14 protein-coding genes are annotated in these 15,939 nt (G+C 64.0%); 9 read left to right on the forward strand and 5 right to left on the reverse strand.

Features of this window, described 5'->3' with window-relative positions; translation table 11 throughout:
* The 3 genes from VF515_18550 to VF515_18560 form a co-directional block, all read left to right on the forward strand.
* The coding region (locus VF515_18550) for a hypothetical protein (GenBank protein ID HEX7409633.1) at nucleotides 1–772 on the forward strand (772 nt) is incomplete at its 5' end.
* A gap of 1,807 nt (nucleotides 773–2,579) precedes the next feature.
* Nucleotides 2,580–3,347, forward strand: coding sequence for a Crp/Fnr family transcriptional regulator (locus tag VF515_18555; protein ID HEX7409634.1), 768 nt, complete (start codon nucleotides 2,580–2,582; stop codon nucleotides 3,345–3,347).
* 88 nt (nucleotides 3,348–3,435) lie between these two features.
* Entirely contained in the window at nucleotides 3,436–4,419 is a 984-nt protein-coding gene (locus VF515_18560; protein ID HEX7409635.1) for a DUF523 and DUF1722 domain-containing protein, read from the forward strand.
* A gap of 96 nt (nucleotides 4,420–4,515) precedes the next feature.
* Here the strand turns inward: VF515_18560 and VF515_18565 are convergent, their stop codons facing one another.
* The 3 genes from VF515_18565 to VF515_18575 form a co-directional block, all read right to left on the reverse strand.
* Entirely contained in the window at nucleotides 4,516–4,821 is a 306-nt protein-coding gene (locus VF515_18565) for a cupin domain-containing protein (GenBank protein ID HEX7409636.1), read from the reverse strand.
* Nucleotides 4,822–4,883: 62 nt separating this feature from the next.
* The gene (locus VF515_18570; GenBank protein ID HEX7409637.1) at nucleotides 4,884–5,129 is read right to left on the reverse strand and encodes a hypothetical protein; all 246 of its coding nucleotides are present in this window, start codon (nucleotides 5,127–5,129) and stop codon (nucleotides 4,884–4,886) included.
* A gap of 122 nt (nucleotides 5,130–5,251) precedes the next feature.
* Nucleotides 5,252–6,553 carry a class I SAM-dependent RNA methyltransferase gene (locus VF515_18575; GenBank protein HEX7409638.1) on the reverse strand — a complete coding sequence of 434 codons (1,302 nt, stop codon included), beginning with the start codon at nucleotides 6,551–6,553 and terminating at the stop codon, nucleotides 5,252–5,254.
* A 245-nt stretch (nucleotides 6,554–6,798) separates the two neighbouring features.
* On the opposite strand from VF515_18575, the gene VF515_18580 reads away from it, so the two are divergent.
* From VF515_18580 to VF515_18590, 3 genes are read left to right on the forward strand one after another with little or no spacing between them, the layout of a single operon-like run.
* Entirely contained in the window at nucleotides 6,799–7,680 is an 882-nt protein-coding gene (locus VF515_18580; protein ID HEX7409639.1) for a shikimate dehydrogenase, read from the forward strand.
* Nucleotides 7,677–8,183, forward strand: a complete 507-nt coding sequence (locus tag VF515_18585; protein ID HEX7409640.1) for a shikimate kinase — start codon at nucleotides 7,677–7,679, stop codon at nucleotides 8,181–8,183. The genes VF515_18580 and VF515_18585 overlap by 4 nt, the downstream gene beginning before the upstream one ends.
* A gap of 29 nt (nucleotides 8,184–8,212) precedes the next feature.
* The gene (locus VF515_18590; protein ID HEX7409641.1) at nucleotides 8,213–8,521 is read left to right on the forward strand and encodes a (2Fe-2S)-binding protein; all 309 of its coding nucleotides are present in this window, start codon (nucleotides 8,213–8,215) and stop codon (nucleotides 8,519–8,521) included.
* 14 nt (nucleotides 8,522–8,535) lie between these two features.
* Here VF515_18590 and VF515_18595 read toward each other — a convergent pair whose 3' ends face one another.
* Together VF515_18595 and VF515_18600 are read right to left on the reverse strand one after the other, a co-directional pair.
* Nucleotides 8,536–9,624: a Zn-dependent alcohol dehydrogenase gene (locus VF515_18595; GenBank protein HEX7409642.1), complete on the reverse strand. Its 1,089-nt coding sequence runs from the start codon at nucleotides 9,622–9,624 to the stop codon at nucleotides 8,536–8,538.
* A 110-nt stretch (nucleotides 9,625–9,734) separates the two neighbouring features.
* The gene (locus VF515_18600; protein ID HEX7409643.1) at nucleotides 9,735–12,131 is read right to left on the reverse strand and encodes a CoA transferase; all 2,397 of its coding nucleotides are present in this window, start codon (nucleotides 12,129–12,131) and stop codon (nucleotides 9,735–9,737) included.
* 182 nt (nucleotides 12,132–12,313) lie between these two features.
* Here VF515_18600 and VF515_18605 point away from each other — a divergent pair, with 182 nt between their 5' ends.
* From VF515_18605 to VF515_18615, 3 genes are all read left to right on the forward strand, one after another.
* Nucleotides 12,314–13,720, forward strand: a complete 1,407-nt coding sequence (locus VF515_18605) for a MaoC family dehydratase N-terminal domain-containing protein (protein ID HEX7409644.1) — start codon at nucleotides 12,314–12,316, stop codon at nucleotides 13,718–13,720.
* The gene (locus VF515_18610; GenBank protein ID HEX7409645.1) at nucleotides 13,717–14,898 is read left to right on the forward strand and encodes a lipid-transfer protein; all 1,182 of its coding nucleotides are present in this window, start codon (nucleotides 13,717–13,719) and stop codon (nucleotides 14,896–14,898) included. The genes VF515_18605 and VF515_18610 overlap by 4 nt, the downstream gene beginning before the upstream one ends.
* Before the next feature lie 181 nt (nucleotides 14,899–15,079).
* Nucleotides 15,080–15,939: TonB-dependent receptor (locus VF515_18615; GenBank protein HEX7409646.1), on the forward strand; the 860-nt coding region annotated here is incomplete at its 3' end.

Genomic DNA, 15,939 nt, shown 5'->3' on the forward strand with positions numbered 1-15,939 from the left:
CGACGGTGTCGAGGTGAAGCTATGCCGGGAGGAAGGCAACCCCACCGAGGTCTTCTTGATCTGTCGCTCCACGCAACGTCGGGCCAAAGAGAAAGCCATGCATGGACGCTTCAGCCTGCGCATCGAGGCCGCGCTCAAGCGCTTGGCCGGGCGGATCGAACGTTCCAAGCAGCCAATCGATCGGGAGCAGGTAGAGCGCCAAGTAGGACGCCTGCTGCAGCGCAACAGCCGCGCCGCCAAGCGCTACCAGATCACGTTTGAGACCGCGACGGACAAGCCCGCTGGGTTACGGCTGCAGTGGCCGGTAGACCCGAAGTGGGAGGACTGGGCAGAGCAGAGCGAGGGGGTCTATGTGTTACAGATCAACATTCTGGACTGGACGCCTGAGGCGCTGTGGAAGACGTACATCCAGCTGACCGAGGCGGAGTCGGCGTTTCGCATTCACAAGAGTGATCTTTCCTTGCGGCCCATTTGGCACCAGCGAGCCGACCGGGTGCAGGCGCACATCCTCATCTGCTTCCTAGCGTACGTTCTGTGGAAGACTCTGGAGCAGTGGCAGGCGAGGGCTCGGCTCGGCAACAGTCCGCGCTTCCTGCTCGACCAACTCCGAGAGATTCAAAGTGTCGAGGTCGCCCTCCCGTTGGCCGACGATCCAAAAAAGGAGGTGAAGATCCGATGCGTCGTTCGTCCCGAGCCAGCCCAGGCGATGCTGCTTGACCGCCTGCGGGTACGGCTCCCAGAGCGCCTGCGTATCCCCAGCGGCCTGTGTTGAGAATGTAGTGCCAACTTTTGAGGGAAACCCCTTGAAGCGCCTAGGCTCGATCCCTCAAACTGCGGAAGTTGGGCTAGTCCTGCATCGTTCGATCATGCCTATCACAACTCCGGGCCTTGCGCGGCCCGCCGGGACGAGCGTCCTGATGGGCAACATGCCCATCAGGATCGCCGTGACGGCCAATCGAGGTCGCGTCGTTTCAGGTCGCACGGGTGCGTAGCTCGTGATGCGTCGGCAGAGGCTCGGAAGTACATCCGAACGCGCACTGCATGCAGCACGCCGCTCCGCCATCGGCGGCGGCGTAGCAAGCCGGCTGCGGAATGCAGCCGCACGTGAAGCAGCAGCCGGAACAATGGCCGCTCCTCAGGCGCACTAGCCAACGTTGGCCGTCGACAAGAACCTGCGCTTCACCACCCACTCCGACGTGGTGGGTGACGTGCTCCATCAGGATCTGCCGATCGTAGGGATCGCGCGCGGGGAGAAAAATCCCTCCTCCGGAAAACGAAACGTGCGCAACTCCCTTCGACAGGCAGCACGGTTCCCGTTCGGGGCGCGCGGTCACCGCATGCGGTGTTTCCTTCGCTTCCGCGGCATTACGCCAACGTGTTCCTGCAGGTGCTTCTATGGCCGAATGCAACATAATATTCCTCCAAAGATCTCAATCCCCAAAGTTCGATGAGGCCCGGGGCCGGTGGAACGCGCTGATGGGGGCACAGCTGCCCGCCGGCACGGATCCCGAGTCACCACGGCACCTAGCGACGCGACCGTCGCTACCGAGTAACCGAGTGACCGGGTTGGTTGGAAGGGAGAGATCGGCTTGTTGTTCGGGCGGGGAGCTTCAGCCGGCGGACCGGAATTGGAATGAACGCGATCCGCCGCGTCCTCAGAACTACTAGGAACGTGCCTACCAGGACAGGTACGAACACGCGTACATCGACGCGCATAGGTAATGCAAACGGGGGGTCAACATCTGTTGCAGACTCTGACAGGAGAACCAACTGGCTCGAGCCCGGCTGCTTGTGCGTGCAAGCGGCAACGCGACCAATCGGGCGCAGAAACCCCGGCAACACAGCGAGGAGAATGAACGCAGTAACAACCAGCCTGAAGCGCAACCTCAAAGGCCTCCTCTCACGACTCATGACGCTCTGAGATCTCGAGTATTCACGGAATCACCTCAGGTAAAACCCTAACCTTCCTTGGCAACGCGCGAAAACGGCCGCGCCGCCGGGCAGACTAGCTGCTCGGCGGGACAACTAGGCGATCCATCGAATGCACTCCCTGAAAGAGGACTCGACGGCGCAGTGAATACTTCACGATCGCGAGTCGTCCATACGGCCATGCGGGCGGTCAACGGAAAGACGCTGCTCTATACGCTAGGCGCCGCTGCTCTCATTCTCTTCACGATTATGGCAGGCGTCCTGCGGCCACTGACCCAGGTTTCCGGTCATACCCACAACCGGTGGGGATTGAACCGCGCGGCCCTCCTTTCAGAGCCCGCGGCTAATGACGACGGGCGGCTCACACTCCCCGTTCGTGCCGAGGCGCATGTGGTTACGCCTGTCGTGGTAGGCGCGTTCCTGCTGGTTTTGAAGACACGGCGGACCGCGTTTGCTCCAATCCCGGTTCGCCGACTGAAGCGTCCCGCTCGACCCACAAGCCCTTCTCTCCCGTCAGACTGACGCCCCCACGGAGCGACGTGGTGCCGCGACGTTGGTCGTGACCCGGGATCCCGGCCGGCGGGCGGTTGTCCCCCCAACCGGCCCGCCGGTCCCCGGTTTCTACAGGTGCGAAAGTTTTGGAGGAAGGCATGTTGGACACACTCATTCAACTTCTACGACCGGTCCCTCTATTCCATGGTCTCGGGCCCAGTGAGTTGGCGGCGGTTGCTCAGGCGGCCGAAAACCACGAGGTCGAACGCGTGCGCTACTTCTTTGAAGATGGCGGCCACGGTGACACCGTGTATTTACTTCGGCACGGCTGCGTGAAAATTACTCAGGCGGCGCCTCGGGGCACACAGGTTTTGCTGCGTGTAGTCGGCCCTGGAGAACTCTTCGGGGCAATGGGTGACTTGGGAGACCAGCTACGTCCGGTGTCCGCGCAGGCGCTGTGCTGGTGCCAGGCTCTCACCTGGAATCGCACAGTCATCGGCAGGCTCATGAAGACATACTCCGTCATTGCCCTCAACGCACTAAGTGAGCTTGAGGATCAACTGTTCGAGCTGCAAAGCCGTTACCAAGGACTCACAACGGAGCGTGTGGAACAGCGCATTGCCCGGACACTGATCCGCCTGGCGCGGCAAGCCGGCCGCGAGACCCAAGACGGCCTGTTGATCGACCTGCCGCTGTCGCGGCAAGACCTGGCCGCGATGACGGGCACCGCGCTGTGGACTGTCAGCCGCATCCTCAGTGCTTGGGAGCGTAACGGTGTGATCGCATCCGGCGGGCAGAAGGTTGCCATCCTTCAACTTGATGGGTTGCTGGCGATGGCCCGAGAACCAACCGGACACTTGAAGGTTCCCGTGGCGTTTAGCCTACGCGGAACTCCCGAGTATCCGACTGGAAAGATGCACGGATAGTGAGTGCAGAGAGGAGTGTCACGGACGGGCACGAGTGCGGGCGCATGGAAGTTTGCTGGTCGGCACCTCGCCGACTAGAGTGCAATCCATGCAAACCAACGCCGTGGAGATGTCCTGGTCCGCTCCCGCTCGCATTCGCATCGGCGTGTCATCCTGCCTGCTCGGCCAGGAGGTGCGCTACGACGGCGGGCACAAGCGCGATGCGTTTCTCGCCGAGACGTTCGGGCGCCACGTCGAGTGGGTGCCCGTCTGTCCCGAAGTCGAGCTGGGCCTGGGCACGCCGCGCGAGCCGGTACGGCTCGAACGGCAGGGCGACGAAATCCGGATGGTGGGTACGAGGACTCACACCGACCACACGACCGCCATGCACAGGTTCGGGCGCCAACGCGTTGCGGCGTTGGGGATGGAAGATCTGGGCGGCTATGTGTTGAAGAAGGGCTCGCCGAGCTGCGGCATGGAGCGCGTACGGGTCTATGGCACGGGCGGTATGCCGTCGCGGTCAGGACGCGGGTTGTTCGCCGAGGTGTTGCTGCAACGCTACCCCAACTTGCCCGTCGAGGAAGAAGGCCGTCTGTGCGATCCCCGGCTGCGAGAGAATTTCGTCGAGCGCGTTTTCGCGTATCGACGGCTGCGGTCGTTCTTCAGCGATCGCTGGACGCTCGGAGGCCTGGTGGCATTCCACACGGCGCATAAACTGCAGCTTCTGGCCCACTCGACATCCACCTACGCGGAATTGGGCCGCCTGGTCGCCGGCGCGAAAGCGCGGTCACGAACGGAGCTGCGTGACCGCTATGCAGCGCGGTTCATGGGCGCGCTGCGGATACCGGCCACGCCCCGGCGCCACGTGAACGTCCTGCAGCACATCGTCGGCTACTTCAAGAAACAGCTCGACGATACGTCGCGTCGAGAGCTCCTGTCGTTGATTGAGGATTACGGCTCCGGACTGGTCCCGCTGGTGGTACCCATCACGCTCGTGCGGCACTACGTCCGTCGCCTCGACGTGGCCTATCTCAAAGGACAGGTCTACCTGGAACCCCACCCGAAAGAGCTGATGCTGCGCAATCACGTGTGAGAGAAGCAGCTTGCAGCTTTCAGCCGTCAGCGCTCAGCAAAAAGGATAATTTCTCTTCGGCTGAAGGCTGAGAGCTGATCGCTGATCGCTTTTTTCTCAGACGCGCTCGCCGATGAGGTACGTGGCGCCGCTGCCGCCGGTGCGCGTCGTGTGGACCGTCCCTTTTGGGAGCATCAGCCGGTCACCCGGGCGCAGGCGAAAGTCGCGGCCCCCCGCGCCGAACACCAGCTCGCCGTCGAGCACCCACAAGCTTTCGTCATGCTCGTGGGAGTGCGGATCGTAGCTGGCGCCGGCTTCGTCGCGCCAGCGAAAGACGTTGAATCCTTCTTCCTCCAGTTGCAGTCGGAGTGTGTTCTCCTCGACCGGGCCGTTGCCATTCCAGGAAATCGATTCGAGCCGCATTTCTCAGCCCTCCCCTAGCCTCAAAATACCAACTGCTGCAGGCCTCTCAATCATCGAAGGTGTTACTCCGGTTCGTCACCGAAGTGGGCGCGGGCGATGCGCTCCTTGAGGTACTCGAGCGTTCCGAGATCTTCGAGGATGTCCCCACCCGTGTCGTAGAAAAAAATCTCGCCGCGATTGTTGCGTCCGACCGCGACCAGCCAATCGAGATGGTCGCGGTCCTCAATCAGGTAGTTGATGGTCTGTGCGACGCCTTTGCCCGGGATGATGGTGATCTTGGGTTTCAGCGACTTCTGCTGTTTGTTCATAGGCATCGTACCTCAGCACACCTTCCTGGCACGGATGTGGTGCGATTACCGACACGCGCGCGCTAGAACTGATCCCGAGCATTGTTGGCGTGCAAGCCTACTGAAAAGATATGGGCCGCCGTTCAGCAAGTCAATACGGCTTTTGCGATCGTTTCGACGTGATAGGAGTGCGGGAACAGATCGATCGGCTGGACTGCGTCGATGCGGTAACGCGTGGCCAGGCGTTTGAGGTCGCGCGCCAACGTTGCCGGGTTGCATGACACGTAGACCAGCCGCGCCGGTGGCGTCTCGAGCAGCGCCCCGACGACATCCGCGGCGCCGCTTCGAGGCGGGTCGAGCACGATAACGTCAAACGCCTGCCGGCCGCGTAAGCGCCGCACGGCGTTGTGGGCCGAATCGGCAATGACCTCACAGGAGTCGAACCCCAGTGCCGCGGCGTTGGCACGCGCGTCCTCGGCGGCCAAACGGTGCTGCTCGACAGCAACGACGTTCGCCACGCGCCGTGCAATGGGCAGACTCAGGTTGCCGACGCCGGCATAAAGGTCGAGCACGCGATCAGCAGCGCCGAACTCACCCATGCTCAAGACGGTGGCGACCAGCAAGCGATTGGCGGCGGGATTGACCTGCGTGAACACGCCGGCGCGGCCGGTCAACGTCAGGTCTTCTTGGGGGTGCAGCGTGATGCGTTCGTCGCCCCAGGCGCGGCGCCATCTCCTTCCCTGCAGGATCACGCCACGGGCGCGGGCGAAGCCGGTATCTCGCCTCAGCCAGTTGGTGATGCGCGCCGCATCGTCGCCGGCGAGATCCCCTTCCACCTCTGCCAGCAGCACCACACCCGGTTCCGTGCCGTGCTCGATGATCTCGATGCGGCGGACATGGCTGGCGAGCTGCCGGACGAGGTCTGTTGCCAGGCGGAGGGCTGCGTCGATCTGCTCGGTCCCCAGCAAACAGTGGTCGATGGCAACCAGGTCATGCGTGGCCGCGGCATAGAAGCCGATGTGACCCGCGTGCGTCCGCAAGCTCAGGCGGCTGCGGTAGCCGAACTCCTGTGGCGAACCGATGATCGGCAGCACCGCAACGTTGGGCAGGCCGGCCGTCCGCACGAGGTGGTCGCGCAGGTTCTGTTCCTTGGCGCGCAGTTGAGCGGCGTAGGTCAGGTGCTGCCACGGGCAGCCGCCGCAGCGGGGGAGATAGGGACACGGTGGCAGACGCCGTTCGGGTGCGGTCTGTACGATCGCATGAACCTCGGCGTAGGCGAACGATCCATGATCTTCGCTGACGGTAACGTCGACCTCCTCACCCGGCGCGACGCCGCGCATGAAGATGACCTTGCCGTCGAGCCGCCCGACACCGTGCGGCCCATAGATCAGCCCCGTGACCCGTACCCGCTCCAGTAGTGGGCTGTCTGCTTCAGGTGTGGTCATCGCGACTCAGCATAGCACCACGCGACAGCGGTGCTACGCGTCGCTGCGGGGAAGGTCTCACGGGTGACCCGCTCGCCGAGGCGCCCGGCCAGGGCCGCGCGATTGTTGCTGCCAATCGACGGCGGCGCAAAACCGGGCTGCGCAAAGGCCTGTTTGTACTAGGCGACCGGGTCGGTATAGTGGTCGGGTTTCAGGATGGCATCCGCGGATGGCGCACGACGGCTGCGCCTTGAGGTTGGAGCGCGATGAGATCGATCACCGATATCACACCGAGCACAAAACTATGTGCGCTGATCGGCAACCCGGTCGGCCACTCGATGTCGCCGGCACTTCACAACCGGGCCTTTGCCGAGCTGAATCTCGATTATGTCTACGTGGCGTTTCGCGTGGAGGATGTGGGCGGGGCCGTGGCGGGCATGCGCGCGCTCGAGAACTTTCGCGGCATGAGTGTCACCATTCCCCACAAGGTGTCGATCATCGCGCATTTGGACGAGGTGGCCGAGGTCGACCGGCGGATCGGTTCGGTGAACACCGTGGTCAACGACGGCGGACGGCTGAGAGGTTTTGGAAGCGACGGGCCGGGTGCGCTGAAGGCGCTTGTCGATGCCGGCGTGCAGGTGGCCGGCAGGACTGTGACGATTCTGGGGTCGGGCGGTGCCGCCCGTGCCATTGCGTTTACTCTCGCCGAGGCGAAACCGGCGGCGCTCTTCCTGCTCGGGATCATCGAGCCCGAGTTGCAGGCCCTGACGCGGGACATCGTCACCAAGACCGGCACCAGGGCGAGCTGCGCGCTGCTCGAGCCGAAGACGCTGGAGGCGCGGCTAGCCGAAAGTCAGGTGCTCATCCACTGCACACCGGTGGGCATGCATCCCGACACCGGCGCGAGTGCGGTTCCCGAGTCGCTGTTGCACCGCGACCTTGCGGTGATGGACATCGTCTACAACCCGCTCAAGACCAAGCTGCTGGCCGCTGCCGAGGAGCGCGGGCTCAAAACGATCTCCGGGGTGGAGATGTTCGTCAATCAGGCCGTGATCCAGTTCGAGCTGTGGACCGGGAAGACGGCGCCCCGTGAGGTCATGCGGGACGTGGTGCTCGAGCATCTGGGTGCCAAGCCGAAGACGCGATGAATCTCGTGCTCATCGGGTACCGCGGAACCGGAAAGTCGACGGTGGCCCGGCTGCTCTCCAAAAAGCTGGGAATGGAAGTGGTGAGCCTGGACCAAGAAATTGTCCGCCAGGCGGGCCGCTCGATCCCCGAAATAGTGGCCGCACACGGATGGCCCTATTTTCGCGATCTTGAGTCCGAGGTCACGAAACGCGTTTGCGCGCGCGATCACATCATCATCGATGCTGGCGGCGGGGTGATTCTCCGCCCGGAGAACGTGGAGAACTTACGGCGCGGCGGCAAACTGTTTTGGCTGAGGGCCTCGCTGCCGGTCATCGTCGCGCGTATCGAAAAGGGAACCGCACGTCCGGCCCTCACCGCGGGCAAGTCGTTCACCGAGGAGGTGGAGGAGGTACTCCGCGAGCGCACCCCGCTCTACGAAGCCGCCGCCCATCATCAAGTCGACACGGACGCCCGCAGTCCAGAGCAGGTAGCCGCTGCAGTGGCCCGCCTCTACGCGGTCTAGAAGTACCGCAATCACGCGAGACGATGAGTATGTCCGGCAAACCGAGGCTCGAAGAGATCCGCGCCCGTTTCCGGGTGGTGTGCATCTGCAAGGGAATCAAGCTGGGAAGAATCAGTGACGCCATCAAGGCCGGCGCCACCACCGTCGAGCAGGTGAACCGGGCCACCGGCAGCGGCAGTGGCACCTGCGGCAACGACGGCGGTGTCACGCGCTGCCGGCCGGTAATCGAAGAAATGCTCCGCAACGGTGGCCAACCGTCGGCGCCGACATCACCGACAGTGCCCACCGAGAAGGACGACGACTTCTGGTTCTCGGCGCCGGTGCGGAAGACGGATTGACGCAGAAGGGCAGGTCAGTACACGATCACGCTCCGCGCCACCTCGCCCTTCTCCATGATCTCCATGGCCGTGTTGAGCTGCTCGAGCGGCAAGCGCCGGCTGACCAACTCGTCCAGTTTGAGCTTCTTGGCCATGTAGAGATCCAAGATCCGCGGCATGTCGTAGCGGAAGCGCGCCGAGCCGTAGTACGACCCGATGACGCCCTTCTCCTGCAGGAACGCCATTGCCGGCAGGGTCACCTGGGCGCTGGCCTGGGGGACACCGACGATCACCAGCTTGCCGCCCGGACGCAGGGCGGAAAAGGCGGTCTGCATGACTTCTGGATTGCCGATGACTTCAAAGGCGTAGTCGACGCCCTTCTTGTCCGTGAGGCGCTTGATCTGATCGGCCGCGTCACCCTGGCTGGCGTTCACCAGATGCGTTGCGCCGAACCCCTCGGCCATCCTCAGCTTGTTCTCGACGAGATCGACGGCGATGATTTTCTCCGCGCCACAGAGTGCGGCACCTTGAATGACATTCAAGCCGACGCCGCCGCAACCGAACACCGCCACATGATCGCCAGGCCGCACCTTGGCGGTATTCATCGCCGCACCGACGCCGGTCATGACGCCGCAGCCCACGAGACAGGCCTTTTCCAAGGGCACGTCTTTCCGAATCGATACGGTGGCTTGCTCCGGCACCACCGTGTATTCCGCAAACGACCCGACCCAATGCCGCGTCTCCTTGCCGCCGACGGTGAAGCGGGTGGTGCCGTCGTACATCACCCCCGTCATCATGGTCTTGATTGCGCTGTGACAGAGCTGGGGTTTGGCACGGCTGCAGTCGCGGCAATGACCGCAACTGTATAACCAGGTCAAGACGACATGATCGCCTTTCTTGACCGACGTCACCCCTGGCCCAACGGCTTCGACGGTGCCGGCCCCTTCGTGCCCGATGATGATGGGCGGCCGCATCGGCACGATGCCCCGCTGCACGCTCAGATCGGTGTGACACACGCCGCTCGCAGCCAATTTCACCAGCACTTCTCCTTGGCGTGGCTCCTGCAGTTCGACCGACTCGATTTTGAACGGCTCGTTGAAGGCGTACAGTACGGCGGCACGCATGTGGGTCCTCCATCTCTCCAGCGACCATGCGACGACCAACGCGATCACGGGCGCCGGGTAAATCGCCGCGAATGTGCGGCGTATTGCCTCATAGCATTTCCTCTACGACCTCACAGGAACACCGGGCGTTCGCCGATGATCTTGCGCTCGCGTAGGTGCTGCAGCTCGTCCTTGGATAGTCCCAACTCGCCGCCGAGGATCTCGTCGTTATGCTGGCCGAGCGTTGGTGGGGGCAGCCGGTGCGTCTGCCGAGGGAGTCCGGAAAAGATCATGGGCAGTCCCGGATAGCGTGTCTCCCCGGTGACCGGATGCAGCATGGCCTGGAAGAAACGCCGGTGCTCGAGTTGCGGATTGGGCATGAGGTAATGGGCGTTGATGAGCGCATGGGCCGGAACGCCGACGCGGACGAGCGTGTCCGCCGCCGCGTCGCGGTCCTGCGTGGAAAGCCAGCGCTCGATCTCCACGTCGATTTCGTCATGGGCCTCGCGCCGGCCGGCCGCGGAGGCGAAACGGGGATCGTCCGCCCAAGCGGACTTGCCGATCACCCTACAGAGGGCTCTCCACTGGGCGTCGGTGGCCACGGCAACGGCAACGTACTCGCCGCGCTCGGCGCAGCAGTAGACCCCTTGCGGGGCTGCGGAGGGGCCACGGTTGCCCGTGCGTGTCAGCAGGTGTCCGTAGGCTGAGTACTCGATCACTTGCTCGGCGGCGACGTTCAAGGCCGTCTCGACCAGTGGGACCTCGACGAGTTGGCCTTCGCCGGTTCGCCGCCGGTGCTCCAGCGCCAGCAGCAGTGCGAACACGGCGTGCAAACCCGCCAGCGGGTCGCACGCGCCGCGCGGAACGAGGGGCAAGTCCTCATAGCCAGTGATCCAGGCCATGCCGCTCAGCTGTTCGACGGTCATGGCAAAACCCGTGCGGTCTCGCCACGGCCCGTCGAGACCGAAAGCGGGCATGCGCATCATGATGATGCGGGGATTCAGGGCGTGGACCTTATCCCAGGTGAGCCCGAAGTTTTCCAATACCCGCGCGGAGAAGTTGTCGATGACGACATCGGCGCCGGCGAGCAACCGCTTGAGCAAGCCCATGCCCTCCGGGCTCGTCAGATTGAGCGTGATGTCGCGCTTGCCGAGATTGGCGCCGGCAAACACCGCCGACCACTCCCACAACCGGTCGTTCGGTACCGCGCCGGCAAAGCGCATCGCGTCCGGCCGTTGGATCGACTCCACTTTGACCACATCGGCCCCCATGTCCGCCAAGTGGCAGGCGGCGAACGGGCCGGCCCAAAAGCTGGTCAGTTCGATGACGCGCAGCCCGGCCAAAGGAAGCGTCGAGCCGCCTTCCGCGCCGGTGGCCGCGGGCCTTGCACGGCTCAGTTCCCGCCTGACCGCGGCGGTGTGCTCGCCGAGTTTCGGCGCCGGGCCGAACGGTCGGAGCGGGGTTTTCTCGAGCCGGTAGGGTGGGCGAGGACGCACGAATCCTCCGGGACCGCTGCTGAACACTCCGCGCGCGACGAAGTGGTCGATCCGTGGCAGGGTCTGGCCGGTGCCGATCGGCACCGCGGGAATCCGCAACTGGGTAGCAAGCTCGATGATCTCATCGACCGTGTGCTGCCGGGTCCAGCCGTGGATGATCCGTTGCATGAACGGCAGATCGGCCATGCGGTTCGGCCCGAGAAGGTAGCGTGGGTTCTCGCCGACTTCCGGATGACCGATGAGCAGACAAAAGTCCTTCCACTGCTGACCGGTGATGGTGCAGAAACCCACCCATCCGTCCTTGGCGGGCTCTACGGACGGTATCTCGATGGCACGCTCGAGTGGCGCCTGGCACCACTGGCCGTTGAGATCGTGATACACCGTCATTCCCAGCACCATCGCCTCGAACACCGAGAGATCGACGTGGTGCCCCTTTCCGGTGTTCCGTGCCGAGAGCCAGGCGCAGAGTGCCCCGACCGCCGCGAAGCTCCCCGCAATCCATTCACCCACGCGGCCGCCGGCGGCGACCGGCACGCGGTCTCGCAGGCCGCGGTACCCGGTCGACCCCGTGGCCGCTTGTAAGGTGAACTCGGTTGCCGGCCGGCCAACCCACGGGCCGGCGCTGCCCCAGGGAGAAATTGACACCAGCGACAGGGCCGGGTTGCGTGCCTGGAGGGCGTCGAGCCTTATGCCGAGGCGCGCCAGGGTGCCCGGCGCAAAACTTTCGACCACGATGTCGGCGGTGGCTGCCAGGTCCAGTATGAGCTGGCGGCCCGCTGTCGTCTCGAGGTCGGCGGTCACGCTGCGTTTCGAGGCGTTGAGGTGCTGGAAAAACGCGCCGTCGTCGCCTGCGGGGATGGGCGTGCCCGAGGCCGTCCAACGCCGCAGCGGGTCGCCTCCATCGGGGCACTCGACTTTGATGACGTCGGCACCGGCATCGGCAAACAGTTTGGTGCAATAGGGGCCGGCGATTTCCGTCGACAGGTCGATCACGCGCAGCCCGGACAGCGGATATCCGACCGCCACGCTCATCGCCCCATCCTCACCAGCCGCGGCCGGTTGGCTGCGGTGACGAACAGACAGCGCCTCTGGCAATCGTCGTTACGGGATCGCTGCGATCGCATGGTCGCTCCTTCTTTCGCCCAGCCCACTCGCGCTTGCGTGTGGTATAGTCGCGCGCGGTCGAGGGTTGCAACAGCAATGAAGGAGACGAGATGACAGACGCCGAGAGGGCGGCATTCTTGGAACAGTTGCGCGCCCAAGTTGGGAAAGCCAGCCAGCCTGAGTTGGCGCGCGACCCGGTCAATCAGCCCATGATCCGGCACTGGTGTGATGCCATGGAGGATCAGAACCCCGTGTATACCGACGCGCCGTTTGCGGCGCAGTCGATCCATCGAACCCTCGTCGCACCGCCGGCCATGCTGCACGCCTGGATGATGCCGGGCAACATTTCCCGACAGGTCCGGCAGAGGGGGAAGAGCGTGTTGAGCCGGCTCAACGCGGCCGGATACACATCCGTCGTGGCGACGAACTCGGAGCAGGAGTATCTGCGCTACCTGAAACCGGGCGATGTGCTGACGGGAGTAGAATCGCTCACCGGCGTATCGGAGGAAAAGCACACCACCCTGGGTGCCGGACACTTCGTGACGATGCGGACCGAGTATCGCGATCAGACGGGCGCAGCCGTCGGGCACATGCAGCTCCGCCTGCTCAAGTTCAAGCCGGGCACCGGCAGCTCCGCCAACGCCGAGGGCGCCGAAGCGGCAAAAGGCCCGCGCCCCGTTCGCCCACGCCCCGGTATCAGTCGCGACACGCAGTTCTTCTGGGACGGCTTCAAGGTCGGTGAGCTCCGCATCCAGCGCTGCAACACATGCCGTACGTTGCATCACCCGCCGATGGTGCGCTGCCCCGCGTGCGGCGGTTACGATTTCGGATACCAAGTGTCCTCCGGCAAAGGGACCGTCTACAGTTTCGTGGAACCCTGTCATCCGAAGGTTCCCGCCTTCGACTATCCCTACGTGGTCGGACTCGTCGAGTTGGAAGAGGGGACCCGACTCATCACCAACATCGTCGACCTCGATCCCGAGCGGGTTGCGATCGGCATGCGGGTGGAGGTGGTATTCCAGAAGCCCGACCCCGATCTCATACTGCCGATGTTTCGGCCGCAGCGGCCGCCGCACCGGCAGACGACGCTGAGCTTCGACGCGGTGGCCGTGGGTGATGAGCTTCCGCCCTGCCCAATTCCCGTCACCACGCGACTCATCGTGGCTGGGGCCATCGCCTCGCGGGACTACCAGGACGTGCATCACGACCGCGAAGCGGCCGTCGAGCGGGGCTTGCCGGACATTTTCATGAACATCTTCACGACAGGGGGACTTTGCGGGCGCTACCTCAGCGACTGGGCAGGCCCCGAGGCCTTGATGCGCAGCCTCACCATGCGCCTGGGCGTTCCCAACTTCCCGCACGATACGATGACGCTGGCGGGCGCGGTGCGGTCGAAGAGCGTGCACGACGGACGAGGCCTGATCGAAGTCGGCCTCAGGGGATACAATCGGCGGGGCGACCATGTCACGGGCACGGCCGGGCTCGAACTGCCACGCCAAGGGGAGGCGGTCCGATGAAGAAGTCGTTCGCTGGTCAGATCGCCATCGTCGGGATCGGTGCCACCGAGTTCTCGAAGTGCTCCGGGCGCAGCACCTTGCGGCTCGCGGTGGAATGCAGCGACGCCGCCATCCGCGATGCCGGGCTCGCTCCTGAGCACATCGACGGCGCCGTGCTCTTCGCGCACGAGGAGAACCCGGAGATTGAGGTCGCGCGCAACTTGGGCATCAAAGCGCTTACCCACTTCAGCTGCATTCCCCACGGTGGCGGCGCCGCGTGCGGAACGATCCACCAAGCGGCGTTGGCGGTGCACAGCGGCGCGGCCAAGTGCGTGCTGGTGTACCGTGCGTTCAACGAACGGTCGGGATTTCGCTTCGGCGCCGGCGTGCAGGATCGCATGCCGGGCCCGACGCCGGTCGAGGTCGATTTCGGCTGGAGCTCGCCCTTTGGCCTGCTCACGCCTGCCCAGTGGGTCGCCATGTTTGCCCGCCGCTATATGTACGAGTACGACGCGACCAGTGAGGACTTTGGCCGTGTTGCCGTTGTGTGCCGCAAGCACGCGGCCACGAATCCCCGTGCCTTTTTCTACCAGCGCCCCATCACGCTCGATGATCACCAGAAGAGCCGCTGGATCGTGAAGCCACTGCATCTGCTGGATTGCTGCCAGGAATCGGACGGCGGCCAGGCGCTGATCGTGACCACGCTGGAGCGCGCGCGCGATCTCCGGCAGCCACCGGCGGTGATCGCGTCCGCGGTCCAAGGCAGCAGCGAGGACCAGCAGATGATGAAGAGCTACTATCGCCGGCAGATCTCCGGCATTCCGGAGATGGGGCTGTGCGCCCGGCAGCTCTGGGAGGACACCGGGCTCGGTCCGCAGGACATGCAGACGGCGATCCTGTACGACCATTTCACGCCGCTCATCCTCCCGCAGCTCGAGGAGTTCGGCTTCTGCCGGCGTGGCGAGGCGAAAGAGTTCATCAAGGACGGCAACATCGAGCTCGGGGGCAAGCTCCCGGTCAACCCCCACGGGGGGCAAATTGGTGAGGCCTATATCCACGGCATGAACGGCATAGCCGAGGGCGTGCGCCAGGTGCGCGGCACGTCAGTGAACCAGGTGTCGAACGTCGAGAATGTCCTGGTCACGGCCGGCACCGCCGTTCCTACCAGCGCACTCATCCTGTCGCGAGATCGGCGGTAGGCCGGAGGGCCGACGATGAGCAGTCTCCCATGGCCGGGGCCATGAAGAATACCGGACTGCCCGGTTTCGGTCCGTAGCACTTCGGGAGGGGTTGCGCCAGCGCAGAATTTTCATTGTCATATAACAAAAAATCATGATACTTGCGGTTTACGGCCATGAGCGCCAGGGAGGGAGGAGAGAGATGAAAGCAAATGGGGGAAGTCAGATTCGTGTCCTGGCTGTGCTGATTCTCGGTGCGGGGTTGGTAGTCCCATCCACCGGTTGGGGACAGGCGGCCAAGGGGAAGAAGGAAAAGAAGGAAAAGACCTCTGTGAGCAAGGCTCCAGCGACAGAGGAGGGGATCGAAGAGATCACCGTCACGGCGCAGAAGCGCGAAGAGCCGTTGCAGGAAGCGCCGATCTCCGTCACGGCGCTGACCAGCGAGAAGCTCGAGGAAAAAGGCGTGGCGAATGTCGCCGATCTCGGCCAGAGCGCGCCGAACGTACGCATCACTACGAATCCTGGCAGCCCCGCGAGCACGACGATCAGCATGCGCGGCTTGACGCAGGGGGACCCAAACGCCGCGCTGGACCCGGCGGTGGGAATGTATGTCGACGGCGTGTACATCTCAAAGATTATCGGTTCCAACCTCGACTTGGAGGACCTTGAGCGCGTTGAGGTGCTGCGCGGTCCGCAAGGCACCCTGTACGGCCGCAACGCCGTCGGCGGCGCGGTCAATTTCATCACCAAGAAGCCGACCGAAGAACGCTCCATCACCGTCAAGACGGAAGTCGGCAACTTCGAGGCGTTCAATGGCCGGGTCACCGCCAACCTACCGCTGATCGGTAAGAACGCGGTCACCGACGGCGGCGTACTGGGCGCGTTGAGTGGGTTGGAGGGCCTCGGGACCCTGAGCCTCAGACAGAATGTGGGGTACAAGACGCACGACGGCCTCTATCGGAACACGGGGACCGGCAGCACGAACTTCGACGACCTGAACCGCGTCTACAGCACGACCGCACTGCGGTGGGAGCCCACTGAAGACATCACCCTGGACTATTC

Source organism: Candidatus Binatia bacterium (genome assembly GCA_036382395.1).
Lineage (GTDB): Bacteria > Desulfobacterota > Binatia > HRBIN30 > HRBIN30 > JAGDMS01.

Bases quoted from the DNA above. Each gene is read 5' to 3' on its own strand.
- VF515_18610 (HEX7409645.1), top strand. From the start codon at position 13,717: ATGAAGAAGTCGTTCGCTGGTCAGATCGCCATCGTCGGGATCGGTGCC.
- VF515_18555 (HEX7409634.1), top strand. From the start codon at position 2,580: ATGTTGGACACACTCATTCAACTTCTACGACCGGTCCCTCTATTCCAT.
- VF515_18580 (HEX7409639.1), top strand. From the start codon at position 6,799: ATGAGATCGATCACCGATATCACACCGAGCACAAAACTATGTGCGCTG.
- VF515_18585 (HEX7409640.1), top strand. From the start codon at position 7,677: ATGAATCTCGTGCTCATCGGGTACCGCGGAACCGGAAAGTCGACGGTG.
- VF515_18605 (HEX7409644.1), top strand. From the start codon at position 12,314: ATGACAGACGCCGAGAGGGCGGCATTCTTGGAACAGTTGCGCGCCCAA.
- VF515_18565 (HEX7409636.1), bottom strand. From the start codon at position 4,821: ATGCGGCTCGAATCGATTTCCTGGAATGGCAACGGCCCGGTCGAGGAG.
- VF515_18590 (HEX7409641.1), top strand. From the start codon at position 8,213: ATGTCCGGCAAACCGAGGCTCGAAGAGATCCGCGCCCGTTTCCGGGTG.
- VF515_18600 (HEX7409643.1), bottom strand. From the start codon at position 12,131: ATGAGCGTGGCGGTCGGATATCCGCTGTCCGGGCTGCGCGTGATCGAC.
- VF515_18575 (HEX7409638.1), bottom strand. From the start codon at position 6,553: ATGACCACACCTGAAGCAGACAGCCCACTACTGGAGCGGGTACGGGTC.
- VF515_18595 (HEX7409642.1), bottom strand. From the start codon at position 9,624: ATGCGTGCCGCCGTACTGTACGCCTTCAACGAGCCGTTCAAAATCGAG.
- VF515_18570 (HEX7409637.1), bottom strand. From the start codon at position 5,129: ATGAACAAACAGCAGAAGTCGCTGAAACCCAAGATCACCATCATCCCG.
- VF515_18560 (HEX7409635.1), top strand. From the start codon at position 3,436: ATGCAAACCAACGCCGTGGAGATGTCCTGGTCCGCTCCCGCTCGCATT.